At 68.6% G+C, this 19,645-nt stretch carries 14 protein-coding genes; 13 read left to right on the top strand and 1 reads right to left on the bottom strand.

Annotated elements, in window-relative coordinates; all coding sequences use genetic code 11:
- Nucleotides 1–40 precede the first annotated feature (40 nt).
- The 7 genes from ACGLHR_RS02510 (at nucleotide 41) to ACGLHR_RS02540 (ending at nucleotide 11,394) form a co-directional block, all read left to right on the top strand.
- On the top strand, nucleotides 41–6,049 hold the full coding sequence (locus tag ACGLHR_RS02510) for an MG2 domain-containing protein (RefSeq protein WP_400091782.1): 6,009 nt from the start codon (nucleotides 41–43) through the stop codon (nucleotides 6,047–6,049).
- Nucleotides 6,046–6,747, top strand: coding sequence for a lysoplasmalogenase (locus tag ACGLHR_RS02515; RefSeq protein ID WP_400091647.1), 702 nt, complete (start codon nucleotides 6,046–6,048; stop codon nucleotides 6,745–6,747). The genes ACGLHR_RS02510 and ACGLHR_RS02515 overlap by 4 nt, the downstream gene beginning before the upstream one ends.
- The gene (gene pbpC / locus ACGLHR_RS02520; protein WP_400091648.1) at nucleotides 6,744–8,957 is read left to right on the top strand and encodes a penicillin-binding protein 1C; all 2,214 of its coding nucleotides are present in this window, start codon (nucleotides 6,744–6,746) and stop codon (nucleotides 8,955–8,957) included. Before ACGLHR_RS02515 ends, pbpC begins: the two co-directional genes overlap by 4 nt.
- 11 nt (nucleotides 8,958–8,968) lie before the next feature.
- A complete protein-coding gene (locus tag ACGLHR_RS02525; protein WP_400091649.1) occupies nucleotides 8,969–9,121 on the top strand; it encodes a hypothetical protein in 153 nt (50 codons plus the stop codon).
- A 44-nt stretch (nucleotides 9,122–9,165) separates the two neighbouring features.
- Complete coding sequence (locus tag ACGLHR_RS02530; RefSeq protein WP_400091650.1) at nucleotides 9,166–9,408, top strand: hypothetical protein; 243 nt, start codon at nucleotides 9,166–9,168, stop codon at nucleotides 9,406–9,408.
- Between the two features lie 68 nt (nucleotides 9,409–9,476).
- A complete protein-coding gene (locus ACGLHR_RS02535; RefSeq protein ID WP_318233551.1) occupies nucleotides 9,477–10,436 on the top strand; it encodes a delta(1)-pyrroline-2-carboxylate reductase family protein in 960 nt (319 codons plus the stop codon).
- Nucleotides 10,437–10,665: 229 nt separating this feature from the next.
- Complete coding sequence (locus tag ACGLHR_RS02540) at nucleotides 10,666–11,394, top strand: OmpW family protein (protein ID WP_400091652.1); 729 nt, start codon at nucleotides 10,666–10,668, stop codon at nucleotides 11,392–11,394.
- Between the two features lie 63 nt (nucleotides 11,395–11,457).
- On the opposite strand, the gene ACGLHR_RS02545 is transcribed toward ACGLHR_RS02540, so the two are convergent.
- Complete coding sequence (locus tag ACGLHR_RS02545) at nucleotides 11,458–11,670, bottom strand: heavy-metal-associated domain-containing protein (RefSeq protein ID WP_400091655.1); 213 nt, start codon at nucleotides 11,668–11,670, stop codon at nucleotides 11,458–11,460.
- A gap of 264 nt (nucleotides 11,671–11,934) precedes the next feature.
- Here ACGLHR_RS02545 and ACGLHR_RS02550 point away from each other — a divergent pair, with 264 nt between their 5' ends.
- The 6 genes from ACGLHR_RS02550 (at nucleotide 11,935) to ACGLHR_RS02575 (ending at nucleotide 19,602) form a co-directional block, all read left to right on the top strand.
- Complete coding sequence (locus ACGLHR_RS02550) at nucleotides 11,935–14,406, top strand: heavy metal translocating P-type ATPase (protein ID WP_400091657.1); 2,472 nt, start codon at nucleotides 11,935–11,937, stop codon at nucleotides 14,404–14,406.
- On the top strand, nucleotides 14,403–14,885 hold the full coding sequence (gene cueR / locus ACGLHR_RS02555) for a Cu(I)-responsive transcriptional regulator (RefSeq protein WP_400091659.1): 483 nt from the start codon (nucleotides 14,403–14,405) through the stop codon (nucleotides 14,883–14,885). Before ACGLHR_RS02550 ends, cueR begins: the two co-directional genes overlap by 4 nt.
- 50 nt (nucleotides 14,886–14,935) lie before the next feature.
- Nucleotides 14,936–15,874 carry a lysophospholipase gene (locus tag ACGLHR_RS02560; RefSeq protein ID WP_400091660.1) on the top strand — a complete coding sequence of 313 codons (939 nt, stop codon included), beginning with the start codon at nucleotides 14,936–14,938 and terminating at the stop codon, nucleotides 15,872–15,874.
- A gap of 170 nt (nucleotides 15,875–16,044) precedes the next feature.
- Entirely contained in the window at nucleotides 16,045–17,757 is a 1,713-nt protein-coding gene (locus ACGLHR_RS02565; RefSeq protein WP_400091662.1) for a GMC family oxidoreductase, read from the top strand.
- 333 nt (nucleotides 17,758–18,090) lie between these two features.
- Entirely contained in the window at nucleotides 18,091–18,867 is a 777-nt protein-coding gene (locus ACGLHR_RS02570; RefSeq protein WP_267604809.1) for an ABC transporter ATP-binding protein, read from the top strand.
- Between the two features lie 9 nt (nucleotides 18,868–18,876).
- Nucleotides 18,877–19,602, top strand: coding sequence for an ABC transporter ATP-binding protein (locus ACGLHR_RS02575; RefSeq protein WP_267604808.1), 726 nt, complete (start codon nucleotides 18,877–18,879; stop codon nucleotides 19,600–19,602).
- Nucleotides 19,603–19,645 lie beyond the last annotated feature (43 nt).

The raw sequence follows: 19,645 nt of genomic DNA on the forward strand, positions 1-19,645 counted from the left end.
GTAATCGGGAGGAGGCAGGATGACGCAGATCGTCGCTCGGATGGACAAGCGTGAGCAACGTGCGAGAGGTGGGTACTGGTGGGCTGCCGCAGCTTGCCTGCAGGCAGTGTTGGCGACGTTGCCGGGCTCCGGCCAGGCGGCGCAGGTGATCCGCTTCTCACCGGAGGGCGAGGTCGCTCGCGTGCGGCAGGTGGCGATCCGCTTCGATGAAGCGATGGTGCCGCTGGGCGACCTGCAGGCGAGCCCGCCCGCCACGGTGTCCTGCAATGGCAGCACGATCACCGGGCAGGCACGCTGGACCGACGCGAAGAACTGGGCCTTCGATTTTGCGCGCGACCTGCCTCCCGGCGTCAAATGCACGGTGCGCATGGTGGCCGGCCTCAAGAGCGAGGCGGGCAAGGCGTACACCGGCAAGCCGGAGTACCGCTTCGAGACCGGCGGCCCCACCGTGGTCTTCGCGCGACCCGGCGGCGGCGAGATCGAAGAAGACCAGGTCTTTGCGCTGCGCTTCAACGGGCCGGCCACCGCCGACTCGGTGCGCACCGCTGCATGGTGCCAGGCGCAAGGCCTGGGCGAGCGCATCCCCGTGCGCCTCGTTGCCGGCAAGGAGCGCGACGCCGTGCTGGGCGCGCTGCACTGGAAGCTGAAGGCCGACGAGGTGGATACCGTGCACCTGCTGGCCTGCCAGCAGCGCCTGCCGTCTGGTGCGCGCATGCAACTGGTGCTGGGCAGCGGCATCGCCACGCCTTCGGGGCTGGCCACGCGCGACGAGCGGCGCTTCGACTACACCGTGCGCGAGCCCTTCACCGCCAGCTTTACCTGCGAGCGCGAGCGCGCGCAGTCGCCCTGCACGCCGTTGCGGCCTATCTCGCTGTCGTTCTCCGCCCCGATCTCGCGCAAGGACGCCGAGCATATCCTGCTCAATACGCCGAAAGGCCCGCGCGCCCCGCAATTCGAGCCGGACGCGGCGCGCGACGCGCCCGTCAGCAGTGTCAGCTTCAAGCCGCCCTTTGCCGAGAAGACCGAGTTCACGCTTTCGGTACCCGCCGGCCTGAAGGACGACAGCGGTCGCGTGCTGTCCAATGCCGAGCTGTTCCCGCTCAAGGTCAGCATGGCCGCGATGCCGCCGCTGGCGAAATTCTCGGCCGCGCCGTTCGGCGTGCTCGAGCGCTTTGGCGAGTTGCCCAAGGGCCGTGTGCCGGCCGACTATCCGGCGCTGCTGCCGGTGACGCTGCGCAATGTCGAGGCCGACCTGCCGGCGCAAGGCGTGCGCGCGCAAGCTGGCACGGTACGCCGCCTGAAGGTGGACGACGACGGCGCGGTGCTGCGCTGGTACGGTTTGGTGCGCCGGCTGCACGAAGGCAGCTGGACGCGCGGCGAGCTCGACGCCATTCTCGCCGGCCGCTCGCCGTCCGCGGTCAACAACCCGCGCAATGCGCCTTCCATCGAGACCCGCTCCGTGTCGCTGCTCGATGGCGTGGCGGGTGCGCGCAAGCTCGCCATTCCGCAACTGGGCGAGCCCGGCGGCAAGGCGCCCCGCCCGTTCGAGGTGGTTGGCATTGCGCTGCCTGAAGCGGGCTTTCATGTGGTGGAGATCGCGTCGCCGATGCTGGGCGAGGCACTGCTCGGCAAGCCGGCCCCCATGTACGTGCGCATCGCCGCGCTGGTGACCAACCTGGGCGTGCATTTCAAGCTCGCGCGCGGCCCCGGCAAAATGACTGCGCTGGCGTGGGTCACCACGCTCGACGACGGCAAGCCGGTGGCAAACGCCGCGGTGGCGCTGCGCGATTGCAGCGGCAAGCTGCTGGCCTCGGGCCGTACCGATGCCGCCGGGCTGGCGAGCTTCAACGGCCTGGACGACGTGCGCGAGCGCAGTTGCGACGACACCGGGCTGTCTGGCTATTTCGTCTCGGCGCGCATTGCCGCCGATCATCCGCAGGCGCGCGGGCAGGCCGACATGGCCTTCGTGATGTCCGACTGGAACCAGGGCATCGAGAGCTGGCGCTTCAATGTGCCGACCGACACCAGCGCGGTGCCGGACGTGCGCGCCCACACCATCTTCGATCGCACCTTGCTGCGTGCCGGCGAGACCGTGTCGATGAAGCACGTGATCCGCACCGAGACCGCGAATGGCTTCGCCTTGCCGGGTGCGGGCGATCCCTTGCCGGAGAAGCTGGTCATCCAGCATGAAGGCAGTGGCCAGACCTACGAGCAGCCGGTGCAGTGGCGCACCACCGCCACAGGTGGGCGCAGCGCCGAGAGCACGTTCGCGATTCCCGCGGCAGCGAAGCTGGGCGTCTATACCGTGTCGTTGAGCGATGCCAAGGATCGCGTGCTGGACAGCGGCAGCTTCCGCGTGGAGGCCTTCCGCCTGCCGGTGCTCGCGGGCACGCTCAAGGCCGGCAGCGGCGGGGCGCTGGTGGCGCCGGCCGAGGTGCCGCTCAACCTGGAAGTGCACTACGTGTCGGGCGGCGGCGCGGCAGGCCTGCCGGTGCGGGTGTCGGCGCTGCTGCGCGACAAGTACGTGCGCTTTGCCGACTACGATGGCTATGCCTTCGCCGCGCCGCGCAAGCCGCAAAAGGACAGCAGTGGCGATGAGGACGAGGGCGAGGATGGCACTACGCAGCGCAACGAGGCGCAGAAGCTGGTGGCGGACAAGCTGCCGCTGAAGCTGGACAAGAACGGCGGCGGCACGCTGACCCTCAAGAACATGCCGAGGCTGGACGCACCCAAGGACCTGGTGGTGGAGTCGGGCTTTGCCGACCCCAACGGCGAAATCCAGACGCTGCGCCAGACGGTGCCGATGTGGCCGGCGGCCGTGGTGGCGGGCATCCGCACGCAGAGCTGGGTCTCGGTCAAGCAGAAGCTGCCCGTGCATGCCGTGGCGCTCGATCCGCAGGGACGGCCGCAGGCCAACGTGCCGATCTCGCTGCGCGCGCAGGTGCGCATCACCACGTCGGTGCGCAAGCGCGTGGTGGGCGGCTTCTATCGCTATGACAACCGCAACGAGAACAAGGATCTGGGCATCAAATGCGAGGGCCGTACCGACGCGCAAGGCCGCATGCAATGCGACGTATCGCTGCCCGAGGCCGGCCAGGTGGAGCTGATTGCGCAGGCCCGGGATAACGCGGGACGCGTATCGCAGGCCGCCACTTCGGTGTGGGTGACGCGCCAGGGCGAGCTGTGGTTCGGCGGCGAGAACAACGACCGCATCGACCTGCTGCCCGAGAAGAAAGCCTACGCGCCGGGCGAGACCGCCGTGTTCCAGGTGCGCATGCCGTTCCGCCATGCCACCGCGCTGGTGGCGGTGGAGCGCGAGGGCGTGCTGGAGACCAGCGTGGTGGAGCTCAGCGGGCGCGACCCCACGGTGCGGGTCAAGGTGAGGCCGGAGTGGGGCCCCAATGTGTATGTGTCGGTGCTGGCGTTGCGCGGGCGCTTGCGCGAGGTGCCCTGGTATTCGTTCTTCACCTGGGGCTGGCGCCAGCCGACCGAGTGGTGGCAGGCGTTTCGCAGCGAGGGGCGCGAGTACGCCGCGCCCAGCGCACTGGTGGATTTGTCCAAGCCGGCTTTCCGCCTCGGGCTGGCGGAGATCCGCGTGGGCAACGAGGGCTACAAGCTCGATGTGAAGGTGACGCCCGACAAGGCGAGCTATCCCGTGCGCGGCAAGGCGCAGGTAGCCGTGCAGGTGAAGCTGCCGGACGGTAGGCCTGCCGCCAACGGCGAAGTCGCGCTTGCCGCGGTGGATGAAGCACTGCTTGAGCTGATGCCGAACACGAGTTGGGATCTGCTCGACGCGATGCTGCGGCGGCGCAGCTACGGTGTGGAGACCGCCACCGCGCAGATGGAAATCATCGGCCGGCGCCACTACGGCCGCAAGGCCGTGCCGGCAGGCGGCGGTGGCGGCAAGAGCCCGACGCGCGAGTTGTTCGATACCTTGCTGCTGTGGAATCCGCGCGTGCAGCTTGACGGCGAAGGGCGCGCCACGCTGACGGTGCCGCTCAACGATTCGCTCACGCGATTCCGCATCGTGGCCGTGGCCGACCTGGGCGTGGGTCGCTTCGGCAACGGCAGCGCTACCCTTGCTGCCACGCAGGACCTGCAGCTGATCTCGGGACTGCCGCCGTTGGTGCGCGAGGAAGATCGCTATCGGGCCATGTTTACGCTGCGCAATACCACGCAGCGCGCGATGACGGTGCAGGCCGCGGCGCGCGTGAGCCCGCCGGGACCATCCGTGCAGCCGCAGGCGCTGGCGGCGCAGACGGTGGAGATCCCCGCGGGCGAATCGCGCGAGATCGGCTGGGACGTGGCCGCGCCGCTGTTGCCCGCCGGCTCGCTGGTGCAGGACGGCACGGTGCAGTGGGAGGTGGAAGCCACCGAGGCCGGCAAGACGGGGGGCGCCAGCGACCGCGTCAAGCTCTCGCAGCAACTGGTGCCGGCGGTGCCGCTCACCGTGCAGCAAGCCACGCTGGCGCAGCTGGCGCCAAACCTGTCGGTGCCGGTGCGCGCACCGCAGGGTGCGCTGGCGGATGCCGCGGGCCAGCCTCGCGGAGGCCTGCAGGTGAACCTGCAGGCGTCGCTGGCGGGCGGCATGCCGGGCGTGCGCGAGTGGTTCCGCAGCTATCCGTTCACGTGCCTGGAGCAGCGTGCCTCGCGCGCGATCGGGCTGGGTGATGCGGCGCAATGGAACGCATTGACGGCGCAACTGCCCGGCTATCTCGACAACGACGGGCTGGCCTCGTATTTCCCGCTGCAAAACGACGGCAACGCGGGTAGCGAGGTGCTGACCGCCTACCTGCTGGCAGTCTCCGACGAAGCCGTGCGCGCGGGCCTGCCGCTGCGCCTGCCTGATGAGGCGCGGGCGCGCATGGAAAGCGGCTTGTCCGGCTTCATCGAAGGCCGCATCAAGCGCGAACGCTGGGCGCCCACGCAAGACCTGGAAGTGCGCAAGCTGGCCGCGCTCGAAGCGCTGTCGCGCAGCGGGCACGCGCAGGCGCGCATGCTGGGCTCGATCCAGATCCTGCCGGCGCAATGGCCCACCTCGGCGCTGCTCGACTGGATCGCCGTGCTGTCGCGCGTGCAGGATATCCCGCAGCGCGACGAGCGCCTCGCGCAAGCGCAGCAGGTCCTGCGCTCGCGGCTGACGGTGCAAGGCACGCGGCTGGCGTTCTCCACCGAGCGCGACGACAACTGGTGGTGGCTGATGAGCGGCGGCGATCTCAATGCCGCGCGCCTGCTGGCGCTGTCGCTTGAGTTGCCCGGCTGGAGGGACGAAAGCGCACAACTTGCAACCGGCTTGCTCGGCCGTCAGATGCGTGGCGCCTGGGGCACCACCACGGCCAACGCCTGGGGCTCGCTGGCGATCGCGCGCTTTGCGCAAGCCTTCGAGAAGACGCCGGTGTCGGGCGCCACGCGCGTGGCGCTGGAGGGCGTGCCCGATGCATCGCGCAGCTTCGACTGGGCACGCGCACAGAAGGTGGATGGCGTGCCGGGTGGCAGCCTCAGGCTGCCGTGGCCACGTGCGGGCGAGGCCGCCACGCTGCAGGCCGTGCAGCAAGGCGCCGGCAAGCCCTGGGCCACGGTGCGCGCGCTGGCGGCAGTGCCGCTCGCCGCGCCACTCTCGGCGGGCTACCGCATCACACGCAGCGTGACGCCGGTGGAGCAGGCGGTGGCGGGCAAGTGGTCGCGCGGCGACACGTATCGCGTCAAGCTGGAGATCGATGCGCAGGCCGACATGACATGGGTGGTGGTGAGTGACCCGGTGCCTGCCGGCGCCACCATCCTGGGCAGCGGCCTCGGGCGCGACTCGGAGATCGCCACGCGCGGCGAGCGGCGCAAGGGCGCATGGCCCGCATTCACCGAGCGCACGCCGCAGGCCTTGCGCGAGTACTACGCCTACCTGCCGCGCGGCAACGCCACGGTGGAATACACCGTGCGCCTGAACAACGCCGGCGAGTTCGCCTTGCCGCCCACGCGGGTGGAAGCGATGTACGCGCCGGATGTCTTCGGCGCGCAACCCAATGCCAGACTGACCGTAGGAGCACGCCCTTGAGCTGGCTTGCAATGATGATGCCCGCGCGGGTGCGCGAGTGGTGGATGGCCGGGACGATGGCCGGCTTGGTCTACGGCGGCCTGCTGGTCACCGTCGCGATGGACTCGCCACCCGGCGCGCCGTTGAACGGGCAAATCGCCTTCCAGCCGGTGTGGAAGACCGCGATGGCGCTGCTGCTGGTACGCGCCGCGCACTTCCATCCCGTGCGCCGCGAGCGGCGCTGGCTGATGGCGGCGCTGCTGTTCTCCGCGCTGGGGGACTTCCTGCTGGCGATGCCGTGGCTGTCGTTCTCCTTCATCGGCGGGCTCGGGGCTTTCCTGATCGCGCACTTCGCCTACCTCGGCTTGTTCGTGCCCATGGCGGGCGACGGGCGCGCGCATCGCCTGATCGCTTGCGGCGCGGTGGTGGGCGCGGCCGGCGTGATGCTCGCGCGCTTCTGGCCCAACCTGGGCACGCTGGCGGTGCCGGTCTCGGTCTATGTGGGCGCGCTCGCGGCAATGGCCTGCGCCGCGTTGCTGGCAAAGCTGCCGACGCCGCTGGCGGCAATCGGCGCGCTGTGCTTCGCCGTGTCCGACGGCTTGCTCGGCACCGCGCGCTTTCTCGTGCCGTTTGATACCTTTGCGCTCGGCATCTGGTGGACCTACGCGGCCGCGCAGGTGCTGCTGGTGGCCGGCGTGGTGGCCGGGCGGGACAAATGAAGGCGGGCCTGCGCGCGGTCGTCGTGATGGCCTGCGTGGCCAGCGCGCCCGCGCATGCGTTGCCGTCCTTCGACAACGTGCGCACCAGTTGGCGCAGCGCGGACGTGGTGGTGCTCGACCGCCACGGCGAAACCCTGTCCCGCGTGCGCGACGATTTCCGTGCGCGCCGCGGCGACTGGGTCACGCTGGCGGAGATATCGCCCGCGGTGCGCACCGCCATCGTCCTGTCCGAGGACCGGCGCTTCTATGCGCACAGCGGCGTGGACTGGCAGGGCGTTGCCGCCGCCGCGTGGGCCAACCTGTGGAACACGCGCACGCGCGGCGCCTCCACCCTGACCATGCAGCTCGCCGGCTTGCTCGACGAAGACCTGCGGCGTGCCGACAGCGGCCGCAGCGTGAGCCAGAAGATGGCGCAGGCCGTGCGAGCGACCGCACTGGAGCGCAACTGGAGCAAGGACCAGATCCTCGAGGCCTATCTCAACCTGGTGCCGTTTCGCGGCGAACTGGTAGGCTTGTCCGCGCTGTCGCAGGCGCTGTTCGGCAAGTTTCCGAGCGGCCTCGATGCACGCGAGGCGGCGCTGGCGGTAGCGCTGGTGCGCGCGCCCAACGCGCGAGCGCCGCAGGTGGCGCAGCGCGCCTGCGGTATCCTGCGCGAGCAGCAATTGCCGAAGGCATGCGATGGCCTGGACGGCTTCGCGCAACTGGCTTTGCTGCGTACCCGCAGCGCGGGCAGCGGCGACGCTGTGGGCAATGCATCGACGTCGAGCCTGGCGCCGAAGCTCGCGCCGCACCTGGCGCGCTTGCTGGTGTCGCAAGCCCGTGCCGCCGGCACGGTGCCTGCCACGATCACGTCCACGCTCGATGCCGGCCTGCAGCGCATCGCCACGGCAAGCCTCGATCGTCATCTGCGCGAGCTTGCCGGGCGCAATGTGGAAGATGGCGCCGTGGTGGTGATCGACAACGCGAGTGGCGACGTGCTGGCCTACGTCGGTTCGTCGGGTGTGTTGTCGGCGGCCGCGCAAGTCGATCACGCTGCGGCGCCGCGCCAGGCCGGCTCCACGCTGAAACCGTTTCTCTATGAGCAAGCGCTGGAAGCGCGGCGGCTGACCACGGCGTCGCTGCTGGACGATCGGCCGGTCAACTTGCCCACGGGCGGCGGCGGGGGCCTCTATGTGCCGCAGAACTATGACCGGCAATACGCGGGCTGGGTGAGCATGCGCGCCGCGCTGGCTTCGTCGCTGAATGTGCCCGCGGTGCGCACGCTGGTGATGGTCACGCCGTTTCGCTTTCACCAGCGGCTGACCGCGCTCGGCTTGCCGCTGACGCAGGCTGGAGACTACTACGGCTACAGCCTTGCGCTGGGTAGCGCCGATGTGCCGCTGGTCGCGCTCACCAATGCCTATCGCGCGTTCGCCAACGGCGGGCGTTATGCGAGCGCACGGCTGCGCGCCGATGCGCCGCCCGTGACAGCGCGCGCGGTGATGTCGCCCGCGGCGAGCTACCTGGTTGCCGATGTACTGTCGGATCGCCACGCGCGGGCGCGCACGTTCGGCCTGGACAGCCCGCTCACCACGCGCTTCTGGACCGCGGTCAAGACGGGCACGTCGAAGGACATGCGCGACAACTGGTGCGTGGGCTGGTCGCAGCGCTACACGGTTGGCGTGTGGGTGGGCAATGCCAGCGGCGCAAGCATGCATGAGGTCTCGGGCGTGTCCGGCGCGGCGCCGGTGTGGCACGAGATCATGGAGGCACTGCACCGCTCGGTGCCGAGCATGGCGCCGGCCATGCCTGCTGGCGTGGAGCGCGTGCCGCTGCGCTTCGCCGATGACCTCGAACCTGCGCGCGATGAGGTGTTCCTTGCGGGTACCGCAATGCGGGTCGTCAACGTGGCCAGCGCGGATAGCGTGCGTGCCACCAAGGATCGCGTATCCGCTATCGCCAGCCCTGCCGATGGCACCGTGTTCGCGCTCGATCCCGATATCCCGCCGGCAGCGCAGCGCGTCTGGTTCCATGCAGAAGGTGTCAGCGGACAGGCCGCGCAGCACGTGAGCTGGCGCATCGATGGCAAGCCGCTGGGGCGCGGCGGCCAGCTCTCCTGGCTGCCCTGGCCGGGCCGGCACGAAGTGGAATTGCTGGATGCTGCCGGCAAGGTGGTCGACCGCATCGGCATCGAGGTGCGTGGCGCCGTAGCCAAGGCGCCGCGCCGCTGATTACGCTGGCGTTGGCGCTGCGCGACAAGCGCCTGGTGACCGCGCTGGATACGTTCAACGTGGTGCAGGGCACATTCTGGATGTTGTGGCCATCGAGCCGGCACATGTTGCCGAAGCTGCGGGTGCTGGTCGACTGCCTGTCCCGCCGGGAGAGTCCGGGATGAAATCCCGCCGTGTCCGGCTTGAACGGGCAGCCCGATTGTGAGGCATGAGCGAGTTCTACGGCGCGCACGACGACGTCGAGTCCATTCGCACGATTAATCATGTGCTTGATCACGGCGTTAATCTTATTGATGCGGCTGATATATATGGCCCGTACACCGCTGGACGCGGCCGACATGGCGGCCATCGACGCCGTGTTTCCGGCGGACGCAGTAGTGGGTACGCGTTATCCGGAACAGGCAATGTCCTTGCTGGCGCGCTGAACGTGCTGAACCTGCTGAACCTGTAGCGCGTGTGGGGCCGGCGGCGAGTTCACGGATAATCCAGCATCGCGAACCGCCTCCGGAGCCACCCGCCATGTCCGTTGCCCTGCTAGACGCCGCCCAGACGGCGGCCCGCCTGCCTTATCCCGCGCTGGCCCGTGCCATTGCCGGCATGCTGGCCGAGCTGCGCGCGGGCACGGCCATGGCGCCGCCGCGCATTGCGTTGGCCGTTGGGGATCCAGCCGGCGGCGAAGGCACGCTGCTGGTGATGCCGGCGCGCAACAGGGAACTGGTGATGACCAAGAACATCACCGTGCACCCTGGCAATCCGCAGCGCGGCCTGCCCAATATCCTCGGCGAGGTGGTGGTGGCCGACGCCCATACCGGACGCCGGCTGGCGCTGCTGGACGGGCCCACCGTGACGGGCCGGCGCACGGCCGCCGTGTCGTTGCTGGCGGCGCAGTGCTTCGCGCCGGATCCCGCTGGCGAGCTGTTGATCATCGGTGCCGGCGTGCAGGCAATGACCCATCTCGAAGCCTTTGTCGCCGGGCTCTCGCCGCGCCGCGTGTGGCTGCATTCGCGCACGGCTGCCAAGGCCGAAGCCCTCGCCGCGCATGCGCGCACGCTGGGCGTGGAGGCGCAGGCGGTGGATGACGTGAGCGCCGTATTGCCCCGCGTGTCGATGGTGGTGACGGTGACGTCCAGCCTGGTGCCGGTGCTGCCGGACCTGGATAGCGGCTTGTGGCGCGACGATCATTTCATCGCTGCGGTGGGCGCGTTCCGCCCGGAGATGTGCGAGCTGCCGCCGGCGCTTTGCCAGGCAGCCTCGGCGCATGGCCGGCTGCTGGCCGACACCTTGTTCGGCATCGAGGAGGAGGCGGGCGACCTGCTGCAGGCGGGCATCGATTGGGCCACCGTGCAGCCCTTCGAGCATGCCATCCTCGCCGCGGACGCGCTGCGCGCGCGCCGCGGCAGCCCGCTGGTCTTCAAGAGTGTTGGTTACGCCCTGTGGGACCTGGCGGCATGCGTGCTGGCGAGCGCTGGCACGGCGTAATTCCCTTGAGGCGAGTAGGCCTATGCCGCGCAGCAGGTTTCCTGGCCGGCGAGCGTCGCAAATTGCACACAGTTTGCACGGCCAGTTTGGCTTGTTTGCCTGTGTTTTTAATGGTTAACCCGTGCTTTAGGGGCGGGCTTCTACAAAAGTGTTAAGCGTTTGAAACAGAGGGGTCACACCAGACGGGATAATGCCTGCTTCGGGTAGAGAGTTAACAAGGAGTAGAGGCATGTCCCCCAAGAAGATCCTGCTGGCCAGCGTAGCCATGCTAGCTGCCGGTGCCGCGCAAGCGCAAAGCGCCGGCAGCAATATTGTCAGCCTGGGCTGGTTCCGCGTGATGCCGACGAGTTCCGCCGATGCGCTGGTCGTCGATAGCATCGGCGGCTTCCCCGTCAACCAGACCGAAGCCGGCACGAGTGCCAAGATCAAGTCCGCGGATACGCTTGGCATCGCGTTCACGCACTTCTTTACCGACAATATCGCAGGTGAATTTGTCGTGGGGATTCCACCGAAGCACGATGTGGAGGGCGCTGGCACGTTTGCCAAATACGGCACGCTGGGCAATGTGAAGCAATGGAGCCCGGCGGTACTGGTGAAGTACTACTTCGGGGAAGCGAAGACCAAGTTCCGCCCCTACGTGGGCCTTGGCGCGAACTACACGTGGTTCACCGACGAGACCATCAGCAACCAGACTTTCGTGCGCTCCGAGTTTGGCCCGAACGCCAGGATGACGGCGAGCGCCAAGAGCTCGTGGAATCCGGTGTTCAATGTCGGCGCGAACTACGCCGTCACCGATAACTGGTTCGTCGGCCTGTCGGTGTCCTACCTGCCGCTGTCCAGCACGGCCACGCTCACCACCCAGAACGCGGGTGCGGCGGGCAATGCTACGGTTGTGTCGCATACCAAGATCAAGATCGATCCGGTGGTGACCTACCTGAACGTCGGCTACCGCTTCTAAGCGGTCCGCCAGATGACAAAACGGGCGCCAAGGCGCCCGTTTTGCTTTGCGCGGCTTGCCGGCTCAGCCCGCGGCCTGGGTGCTGCCCTTGACGGGATAGCCCGCTGCCTCGATGGCCTCGCGCAGCGCTTGGCCGCTGGCGGTGGCCTCTATCGAAACTGCCTGCGCTGGGATGTCGGCCGACACTTTCGCGGCGGGATCGAGGGCTTGCACGGCGCGCGTGATGGCGCCCACGCAATGGCCGCACGACATGCCTTCAACCTGGAACTGGATCATCTGGAATCTCCTGTTGGTACCTGGGGTACGAAATCAAGGTAAGCGCCCGGCCGTCCAAAAAGCGTACCTGTCGCTGCGCTGGCCGGGCCGGACTTTTTGTCTACCCCTGAAGTTTGCACCTTCCCACCGTGGGAAGCGCAAGGCCTTTTCCAATCGTTCCTGCGCACCGCGCGTGATGAACGCGTGGCTTGCAACCGGGCTTGACCTTCCCAACATGGTAAGGTCCATGATGTGGTTGTCATCACTGTGGACTTGATCCCTGCCATGCCCGCGAATTCCCAACTCCTTCCCTTACCCGGCGCCGCAGCAGACGCGCAGGCCTCCGAATGGCGGCTGCCGATCGGCGGCATGACGTGCGCCTCGTGCGTGCGGCGCGTCGAGACCGCGCTTGGCAAGGTGCCTGGCGTGCGTCAGGTCGCCGTCAACCTCGCCACCGAAGAAGCCACGCTGCAAGCCGATAGCGGCGCCGTGCTGCCGGCCGCCGCAGAGGCCGTCAAGGCCGCCGGCTACGAGGTGCCGCACCAGGCCATGACCTTGTCCATCAGCGACATGACCTGCGCGTCCTGCGTGGCGCGTGTCGAGCGTGCGCTGAAAGCCGTGCCGGGCGTGGTGGATGCGCAGGTCAACCTGGCAACGGAGCAGGCCGAGGTGACGGTGCTGCGCGGCGCCGTGGATGCCGATGCGCTGGCCGCGGCGGTGGCGCGCGCCGGCTATGGCGCGGTGCCGGTGACGGGCGACTTGCCGGCTGGGGCTGTGCCGGGCGAAGGCTTCTGGTCCGGGCCGTGGCCGGTGGCGATCTCGGCGGCGCTTTCGCTGCCGCTGGTGGCGCCCATGGTGGCTGAATGGTTCGGCGTGCACTGGATGCTGCCGGCCTGGGTGCAGTGGCTGCTGGCCACGCCGGTGCAGTTTGTGTTTGGCTGGCGTTTCTACAAGGCCGGCTTCAAGGCGGTGCGTGCGGGCGCGGGCAATATGGATCTGCTGGTCGCGCTCGGTACCTCGGCGGCTTACGGCTTGTCCTTGTGGCTGATGTGGCGCGGCGCGCACGGCATGCCGCACCTGTACTTCGAAAGCGCGGCAGTGGTCATCACGCTGGTGCGCCTGGGCAAGTGGCTGGAAACCCGCGCCAAGCGCCAGACGGCGGACGCCATCCGCGCGCTGGCCGCGCTGCGCCCCGATAGCGCGATCGTGCGCCGCGACGGCGCTGAGGTCAGCGTGCCGCTGGGCTCGGTGCGGGTCGGCGACGAAATCGTGGTGCTGCCGGGCGCACGCGTGCCGGTGGACGCCAAGGTGATCGAAGGCAGCAGCCATGCCGATGAATCGATGCTGACCGGCGAAAGCCTGCCGGTACCGAAGGCGCCTGGCGCGTTGCTGACCGGCGGCGCCATCAACTATGAAGGCCGCCTGGTGGCGCGTACGGTGGCGGTGGGCGCCGAGACGGTGCTGGCGCGCATCATCCGCATGGTCGAGCACGCGCAAGCCGCCAAGGCGCCGATCCAGCGCATGGTCGACCGCGTCAGCGCGGTGTTCGTGCCGGTGGTGCTGGGCATCGCGCTGGTCACGTTGCTGGGTTGGGGCCTGCTCGGTGGCAACTGGGAGGTTGCCTTGCTCAACGCGGTGGCGGTGCTGGTGATCGCCTGCCCGTGCGCGCTCGGCCTGGCCACGCCGACCGCGATCATGGCGGGCACCGGCGCGGGTGCCCGCGCCGGCATCCTGATCAAGGACGCCGAGGCGCTGGAAGTGGCGCACCGGGTCATGGTGGTGGCGTTCGACAAGACCGGCACGCTCACCGTAGGCAAGCCGGAAGTGGTGGCGCTGGCCGTGCCGGCGGGTGCCGGCGACGTGGAAGAGCAACGCTTGCTGGCGCGCCTGGCCGCGCTGCAGGCCGGCAGCGAGCATCCGCTGGCGCACGCGGTGCTGGCAGCGGCACGCGCGCGCGGCATCCACGCGCCGACGGCTACCGATGTGCGCGCTTTGCCCGGCATGGGCTTGTCCGGCAAGGTCGATGGCGTGGCGTTGCAGCTTGGCAGCGAGCGCCTGCGAGCGTCGCTGGGCGCAGCGGCGGGTACGCTCGAAGCGCAGGCGCAAGCACTGCAGCAAGCGGGCCGCACGGTGTCCTGGCTGATCGAGACGGGCGCGCAGGATGCGGCGCCTGCGCAAAACCGCGTGGTGGGGCTGGTTGCCTTTGGCGACGCCATCAAGCCCGGCGCGCGGCGCGCGATCGAACGGCTGCGCGCCGCCGGCGTGCGCACGGTGATGCTGTCCGGCGACAACAAGGGCGCGGCCGCGCGCGTGGCCGAGACGCTCGGGCTGGACGAGGTGCAGGCGGAAGTACTGCCGGCCGACAAGGCCGAGCGCGTGAACGCGCTCAAGGCGGGCGGCACCGTGGTGGCGATGGTGGGCGACGGCATCAACGATGCGCCGGCGCTGGCCGCGGCGGATGTCGGCATTGCCATGTCGACCGGCACCGATGTGGCCATGCATGCTGCTGGCATCACGCTGATGCGCGGGGACCCGGCGCTGGTGGCCGACGCGCTGGCGATCTCGCACCGCACGGTGCGCAAGATTCGCGAGAACCTGTTCTGGGCCTTCTTCTACAATGTGATCGGCATCCCGCTGGCGGCGGCCGGCCTGCTCAACCCGGTGGTGGCCGGCGCGGCCATGGCATTCTCCAGCGTGAGCGTGGTCGGCAATGCGCTGCTGCTGCGGCGCTGGAAGCCGGCGGGAGAGCAAGCATGAATATCGGTGAAGCGGCACAGGCTTCCGGCGTCTCCGCCAAGATGATCCGGCACTACGAGTCCATCGGCTTGCTGGCGCCGCCGCCGCGCAGCGAGGGCGGCTACCGCCGCTACGACGCGCGCGCGGTGCACACCTTGCGCTTCGTGCGGCGTGCCCGTAATCTCGGGTTCTCGCTGGACGAGATACGCGGCTTGCTGTCGCTGTGGCACGACCGCGCGCGGGCCAGCGCCGACGTCAAGGCGCTCACCTTGCGCCACGTGGCGGACCTGGAACAGCGCATTGCCGAGCTTGCCGCCATGCGTGACACGCTGCGCCAGCTGGCCGAGGCCTGCAGCGGCGATGCGCGGCCCGACTGCCCGATCCTCGCGGATATGGCGCAGGCGGGGTCAGGCCTGGAGCCGGAGGAAGTGGAAAAGGGCGGCGATGGCGCGGTGCGGGCCTGCCATCGTCACGGCGAGGACAGAACCGCGGCCTCCTAGTCGGTGGATGCCAGCGGCACCGTAGCGGAACACAGATGGAGATCAACCGAATGGATCGACCGAGTACCGCTGCCTCCGTCCAGCCTGCCGCCGATGGTGCCGGCCCTGGCGTGGCGGCCGCTGCGCGGCCCGTTGCCCCCATCGAAAGCCGCCAGCGCATGCGCGACGGCACGGAGCTGCTCTTGCGTACCTGGCAGCCCGATCCCGACTTGTTCCCGGAACCCACGGGCTCGCTGTTGCTGGTGCACGGCCTGGCCGAGCATTGCGGCCGCTACCAGCACGTGGCCGAGTTGCTGTGCGGCCTTGGCCTGCGCGTGCGCGGCTACGACCAGCGCGGCCATGGCGCGAGCGGCGGTCCGCGCATGGTGGCAGAGCATCCGGATGTGTTTGTCGAAGACCTCACTGAAATCCACGACGCTGCGGTGGGCCAGTGGAAGGAGCTGCCGTTCCTGCTGGGGCACAGCATGGGCGGGCTGGTGGCGGCGCGCTTTGCCACCGCGCGCGTGCGGCCGATCCGCGCGCTCGTGCTGTCATCGCCGGCGCTGGCCTTGAGGCTGTCCGGCCCGATGCTGGCCCTGCACCGCATGCTGCTGACGCTGGTGCCGCGCCTGCGCGTGCCCAACCCGATCGATGCGCGCTACCTGTCGCACGACGCGGCGATGGTGGCGCAGTACCGCGCCGATCCGTTGGTGCAGGGCACCATCAGCGCCGGCGTGCTGGAGACGTTCGTGCGTGGCATGGCGCAGGCGCAAACCGATGCGCCTTTGCTGGAAGCGCCCACGCTGATGCTGGTGGCGGGCGACGATCGCATCGTCGACCCGGCGGGCAGCCGACGTTTTTTCGACAACGCGCCGCCCGACCTGCGCGAGGCGCGCTGGTTCGACTCCGGCTACCACGAGCTCTTCAACGAGGCGCAGCCGCTGCGCGGCGAGGTATTCGCCGCGCTCACCGACTGGCTGCGCAAGCATCTGCAACCGCAGGCGGCGTGAGCGTGCATGATGTGTCCCTGGATGGCACCACCTGAACCATTGCGCGCATCCACGGCCCAAGTTCGGCATGCCGCGCATGGACGCATGCATTTGCAATCCTGGCGGGATGTTCCCGCGCGGGCCCATCATCAACCTTTCCAAACGCGGCGCAAGGCCTGACAAGAGACAGCATGGAGACTTACGACTACATCATCGTCGGCGCCGGATCGGCCGGCTGCGTGCTGGCCAACCGCCTGACCCAGGACCCCGAAGTGAGCGTGCTGCTGCTTGAAGCCGGCGGGCGCGACGACTACCACTGGATCCACATCCCGGTGGGCTACCTGTATTGCATCGGCAACCCGCGCACCGACTGGATGTACCGCACCGTGGCAGAAGCCGGCCTGGGCGGCCGCTCGCTGGGCTACCCGCGCGGCCGCGTGCTGGGTGGTTCGTCGTCGATCAACGGCATGATCTATATGCGCGGGCAGCGCGAAGACTATGACGACTGGGCGCGCCTCGCGGGCGACGACGGCTGGTGCTGGGAGAATGTGCTGCCGCTGTTCAAGCGTAGCGAGGACCATCATCGCGGCGGCGACGAATTCCACGGCGCGGGTGGCGAATGGCGCGTGGAAGGGCAGCGCTTGCGCTGGGACATCCTGGAGCGCTTTATGGATGCCGCCGAGCAGGCCGGCATCCCGCGCACCGATGACTTCAATCGCGGCGACAACTTTGGCGTGGGCTATTTCGAAGTCAACCAGCGCCGCGGCATCCGCTGGAATACCGCGAAGGCGTTCCTGCGCCGCGCGGCCGAGCGCCCCAACCTGACCATCGTCACCGGCGCTCAGGTGAGCGCGCTGACGTTCGAGGGACGCCGCTGCAGCGGCGTGGACTATCTCGGCGGGGGCAAGCCATTCACAGCGGCAGCGCGCGAGGAAGTCATCCTGGCGGCGGGCGCGGTCAATACGCCGCAGTTGCTGGAGCTGTCCGGCATCGGCCAGCCCGAGCGGCTGCAGGCTTTGGGCATCGCGGTGCGCCATGTCTTGCCCGGCGTGGGCGAAAACCTGCAGGATCACCTGCAGCTGCGCAGCGTGGTCAAGGTGGAGGGCGTGCGCACGCTCAACACGCGCGCGGGCAGCTGGTGGGGCAAGCTCGGCATCGGCCTGCAGTACGCGATCAACCAGAGCGGGCCGATGAGCATGGCGCCGTCGCAGCTCGGCGCATTCGCGCGCTCGGATGCATCGTATGCGCGGCCCAACCTCGAGTACCACGTGCAGCCGCTATCGCTCGACAAGTTCGGCGATCCGCTGCATCGCTTCAACGCCTTCACGGCCAGCGTGTGCAACCTGCGCCCGACCTCGCGCGGCAGCGTGCACATCGCCGATCCGGATTTCCGCCACGCGCCGGTGATCGCGCCCAATTACCTGACGACCGACGCCGACCGCAAGGTCGCGGCGGATTCGCTGCGGCTGACGCGGCGCATCGTGGCGTCGCCCGCGCTCGCGCCCTACAAGCCGCAGGAATGGCTGCCGGGCCCGGCGTTCGAGACCGACGAGCAACTGGCCCAGGCCGCGAGCGAGATCGGCACCACCATCTTCCATCCGGTGGGCACCTGCCGCATGGGCCGTCCCGATGATCCCGAGGCAGTGGTGGACCAGCGCCTGCGCGTGATCGGCATCGACGGCCTGCGCGTGGTCGATGCATCGATCATGCCGCTGATCACCTCGGGCAACACCAACTCGCCGACCATCATGATCGCGGAGCGTGCCAGCGACATGATCCGCGAAGACCGGCGCCGGCGCATGGCCGGGACGGACGCTGCCAGCGCCGCGGCAACGGTAATTGCCAGCCCGGCAGCTGCCGGCGCCACGGCGAATGCCAAAGCGGGAGCTGCGACACAGACCTGACATCTGGTTCATGTTTCATAATCAGTGCAAACCCGGATGTTTTGCGACGCAGCAGACGCACACAATAGACGCCGAGATGCCGTGCAGCACTGCTCACATTGGCGCGCCCCCCCAAGGGCGCGTCGCGCGTTCCGGGAGGGCGCGGCGCGGCGGGCATCCAGCAGCAATAAAGGCAGCAAATCAATCCAAGCGGCGCGAAAGCCGCAACAGTCACGGGAGCGCGACTGGATTGGCGCGACCTGTGCGGTGGTGGTGCGACCGGCACCACAGTTCTGACCATTTGGCGGTGCCGACCAGAAGCCGGCGCCGCAGCAAGAGGGCGGGCAGGAGATCATGAATCAGCAAGAAACGATCCTGGAAACGCGGAACCTCACCAAGGAGTTCAAGGGGTTCACCGCGGTAAGCGACGTCAACCTCAAGGTGCGGCGCGGTGCCATCCATGCCTTGATCGGCCCCAACGGCGCCGGCAAGACCACCTGCTTCAACCTGCTGACCAAGTTCCTCGAGCCGACCACGGGCACGATCCTGTTCAACGGCATCGACATCACCCGCGAGAAACCGGCGCAGATCGCCCGGCGCGGCGTGATCCGGTCGTTCCAGATCTCTGCTGTATTCCCGCACCTGACGGTGCTGGAGAACGTGCGCATCGGGCTGCAGCGGCAACTTGGCACTTCCTATCATTTCTGGCGCAGCGAGGGCACGCTCGACACGCTCAACGCACGCGGCATGGAACTGCTCGAGCAGGTCGGGCTGACCGATGTGGCGCAGACGGTGACGGTCAACCTGCCGTACGGCCGCAAGCGCGCGCTCGAGATCGCCACCACGCTGGCGATGGAGCCGGAGATGATGCTGCTGGACGAGCCCACCCAGGGCATGGGCCACGAAGACGTGGCGCGCGTCACCGAGCTGATCCGCAAGGTGGCGGTGGGGCGCACCATCCTGATGGTCGAGCACAACATGAACGTGGTCTCGTCGATTGCCGACAAGATCACGGTATTGCAGCGCGGCGCGATCCTGGCCGAGGGGCCGTACGCCGAGGTATCGAAAGACCCGCGCGTGATGGAGGCCTACATGGGCACCGTCGAAACTGAATTGCAGGGCGCGCACTGAGGAGCCAGGATGAGCACAACGCCCGCACTAGAAATCAAGGACCTGCACGCCTGGTACGGCGAATCGCACATCCTGCATGGCGTGGACCTGACCGTGAATCCCGGCGAGGTGGTGACGCTGCTGGGCCGCAACGGCGCCGGGCGCACCACCACGCTGCGCGCCATCATGGGCCTCACCGGCCAGCGCAAGGGCTCGATCCGCGTCAACGGCACCGAGACCATCGGCATGCCGACGCACAAGATCGCGCACTGCGGCATCGGCTATTGCCCGGAAGAGCGGGGCATCTTCGCCAGCCTGTCGTGCGAGGAAAACCTGATGCTGCCGCCGCTGTTGAAAGGGCAGGGCACCAGCGCGCTCACCGGCATGAGCGAGGCCGAGATCTACGAGATGTTCCCTAACCTGAAGGAGCGCCGCCAGAGCCAGGGCACGCGCCTGTCGGGCGGCGAGCAGCAGATGCTTGCCGTCGGGCGCATCCTGCGCACCGGGGCCAACCTGCTGCTGCTCGACGAGATCTCCGAGGGGCTCGCGCCCGTGATCGTGCAAGCGCTGGCGCGGATGATCCTGATGCTCAAGAAAAAGGGCTATACGGTGGTGATGGTGGAGCAGAACTTCCGCTTTGCCGCGCCGCTGGCAGATCGCTTTTATGTGATGGAACACGGCACCATCGTCGAGCGTTTCGCGGCCGCTGAGCTGCAGGCCAAGATGCCGGTGCTGAACGAACTGCTTGGGGTCTGATTCGTATCGGCGCGCGGCGCTGTCATGAATCGCAGGCATTGTT

The organism is Cupriavidus sp. CuC1 (genome assembly GCF_044627735.1).
In the GTDB taxonomy this organism is placed as follows: domain Bacteria; phylum Pseudomonadota; class Gammaproteobacteria; order Burkholderiales; family Burkholderiaceae; genus Cupriavidus; species Cupriavidus ulmosensis.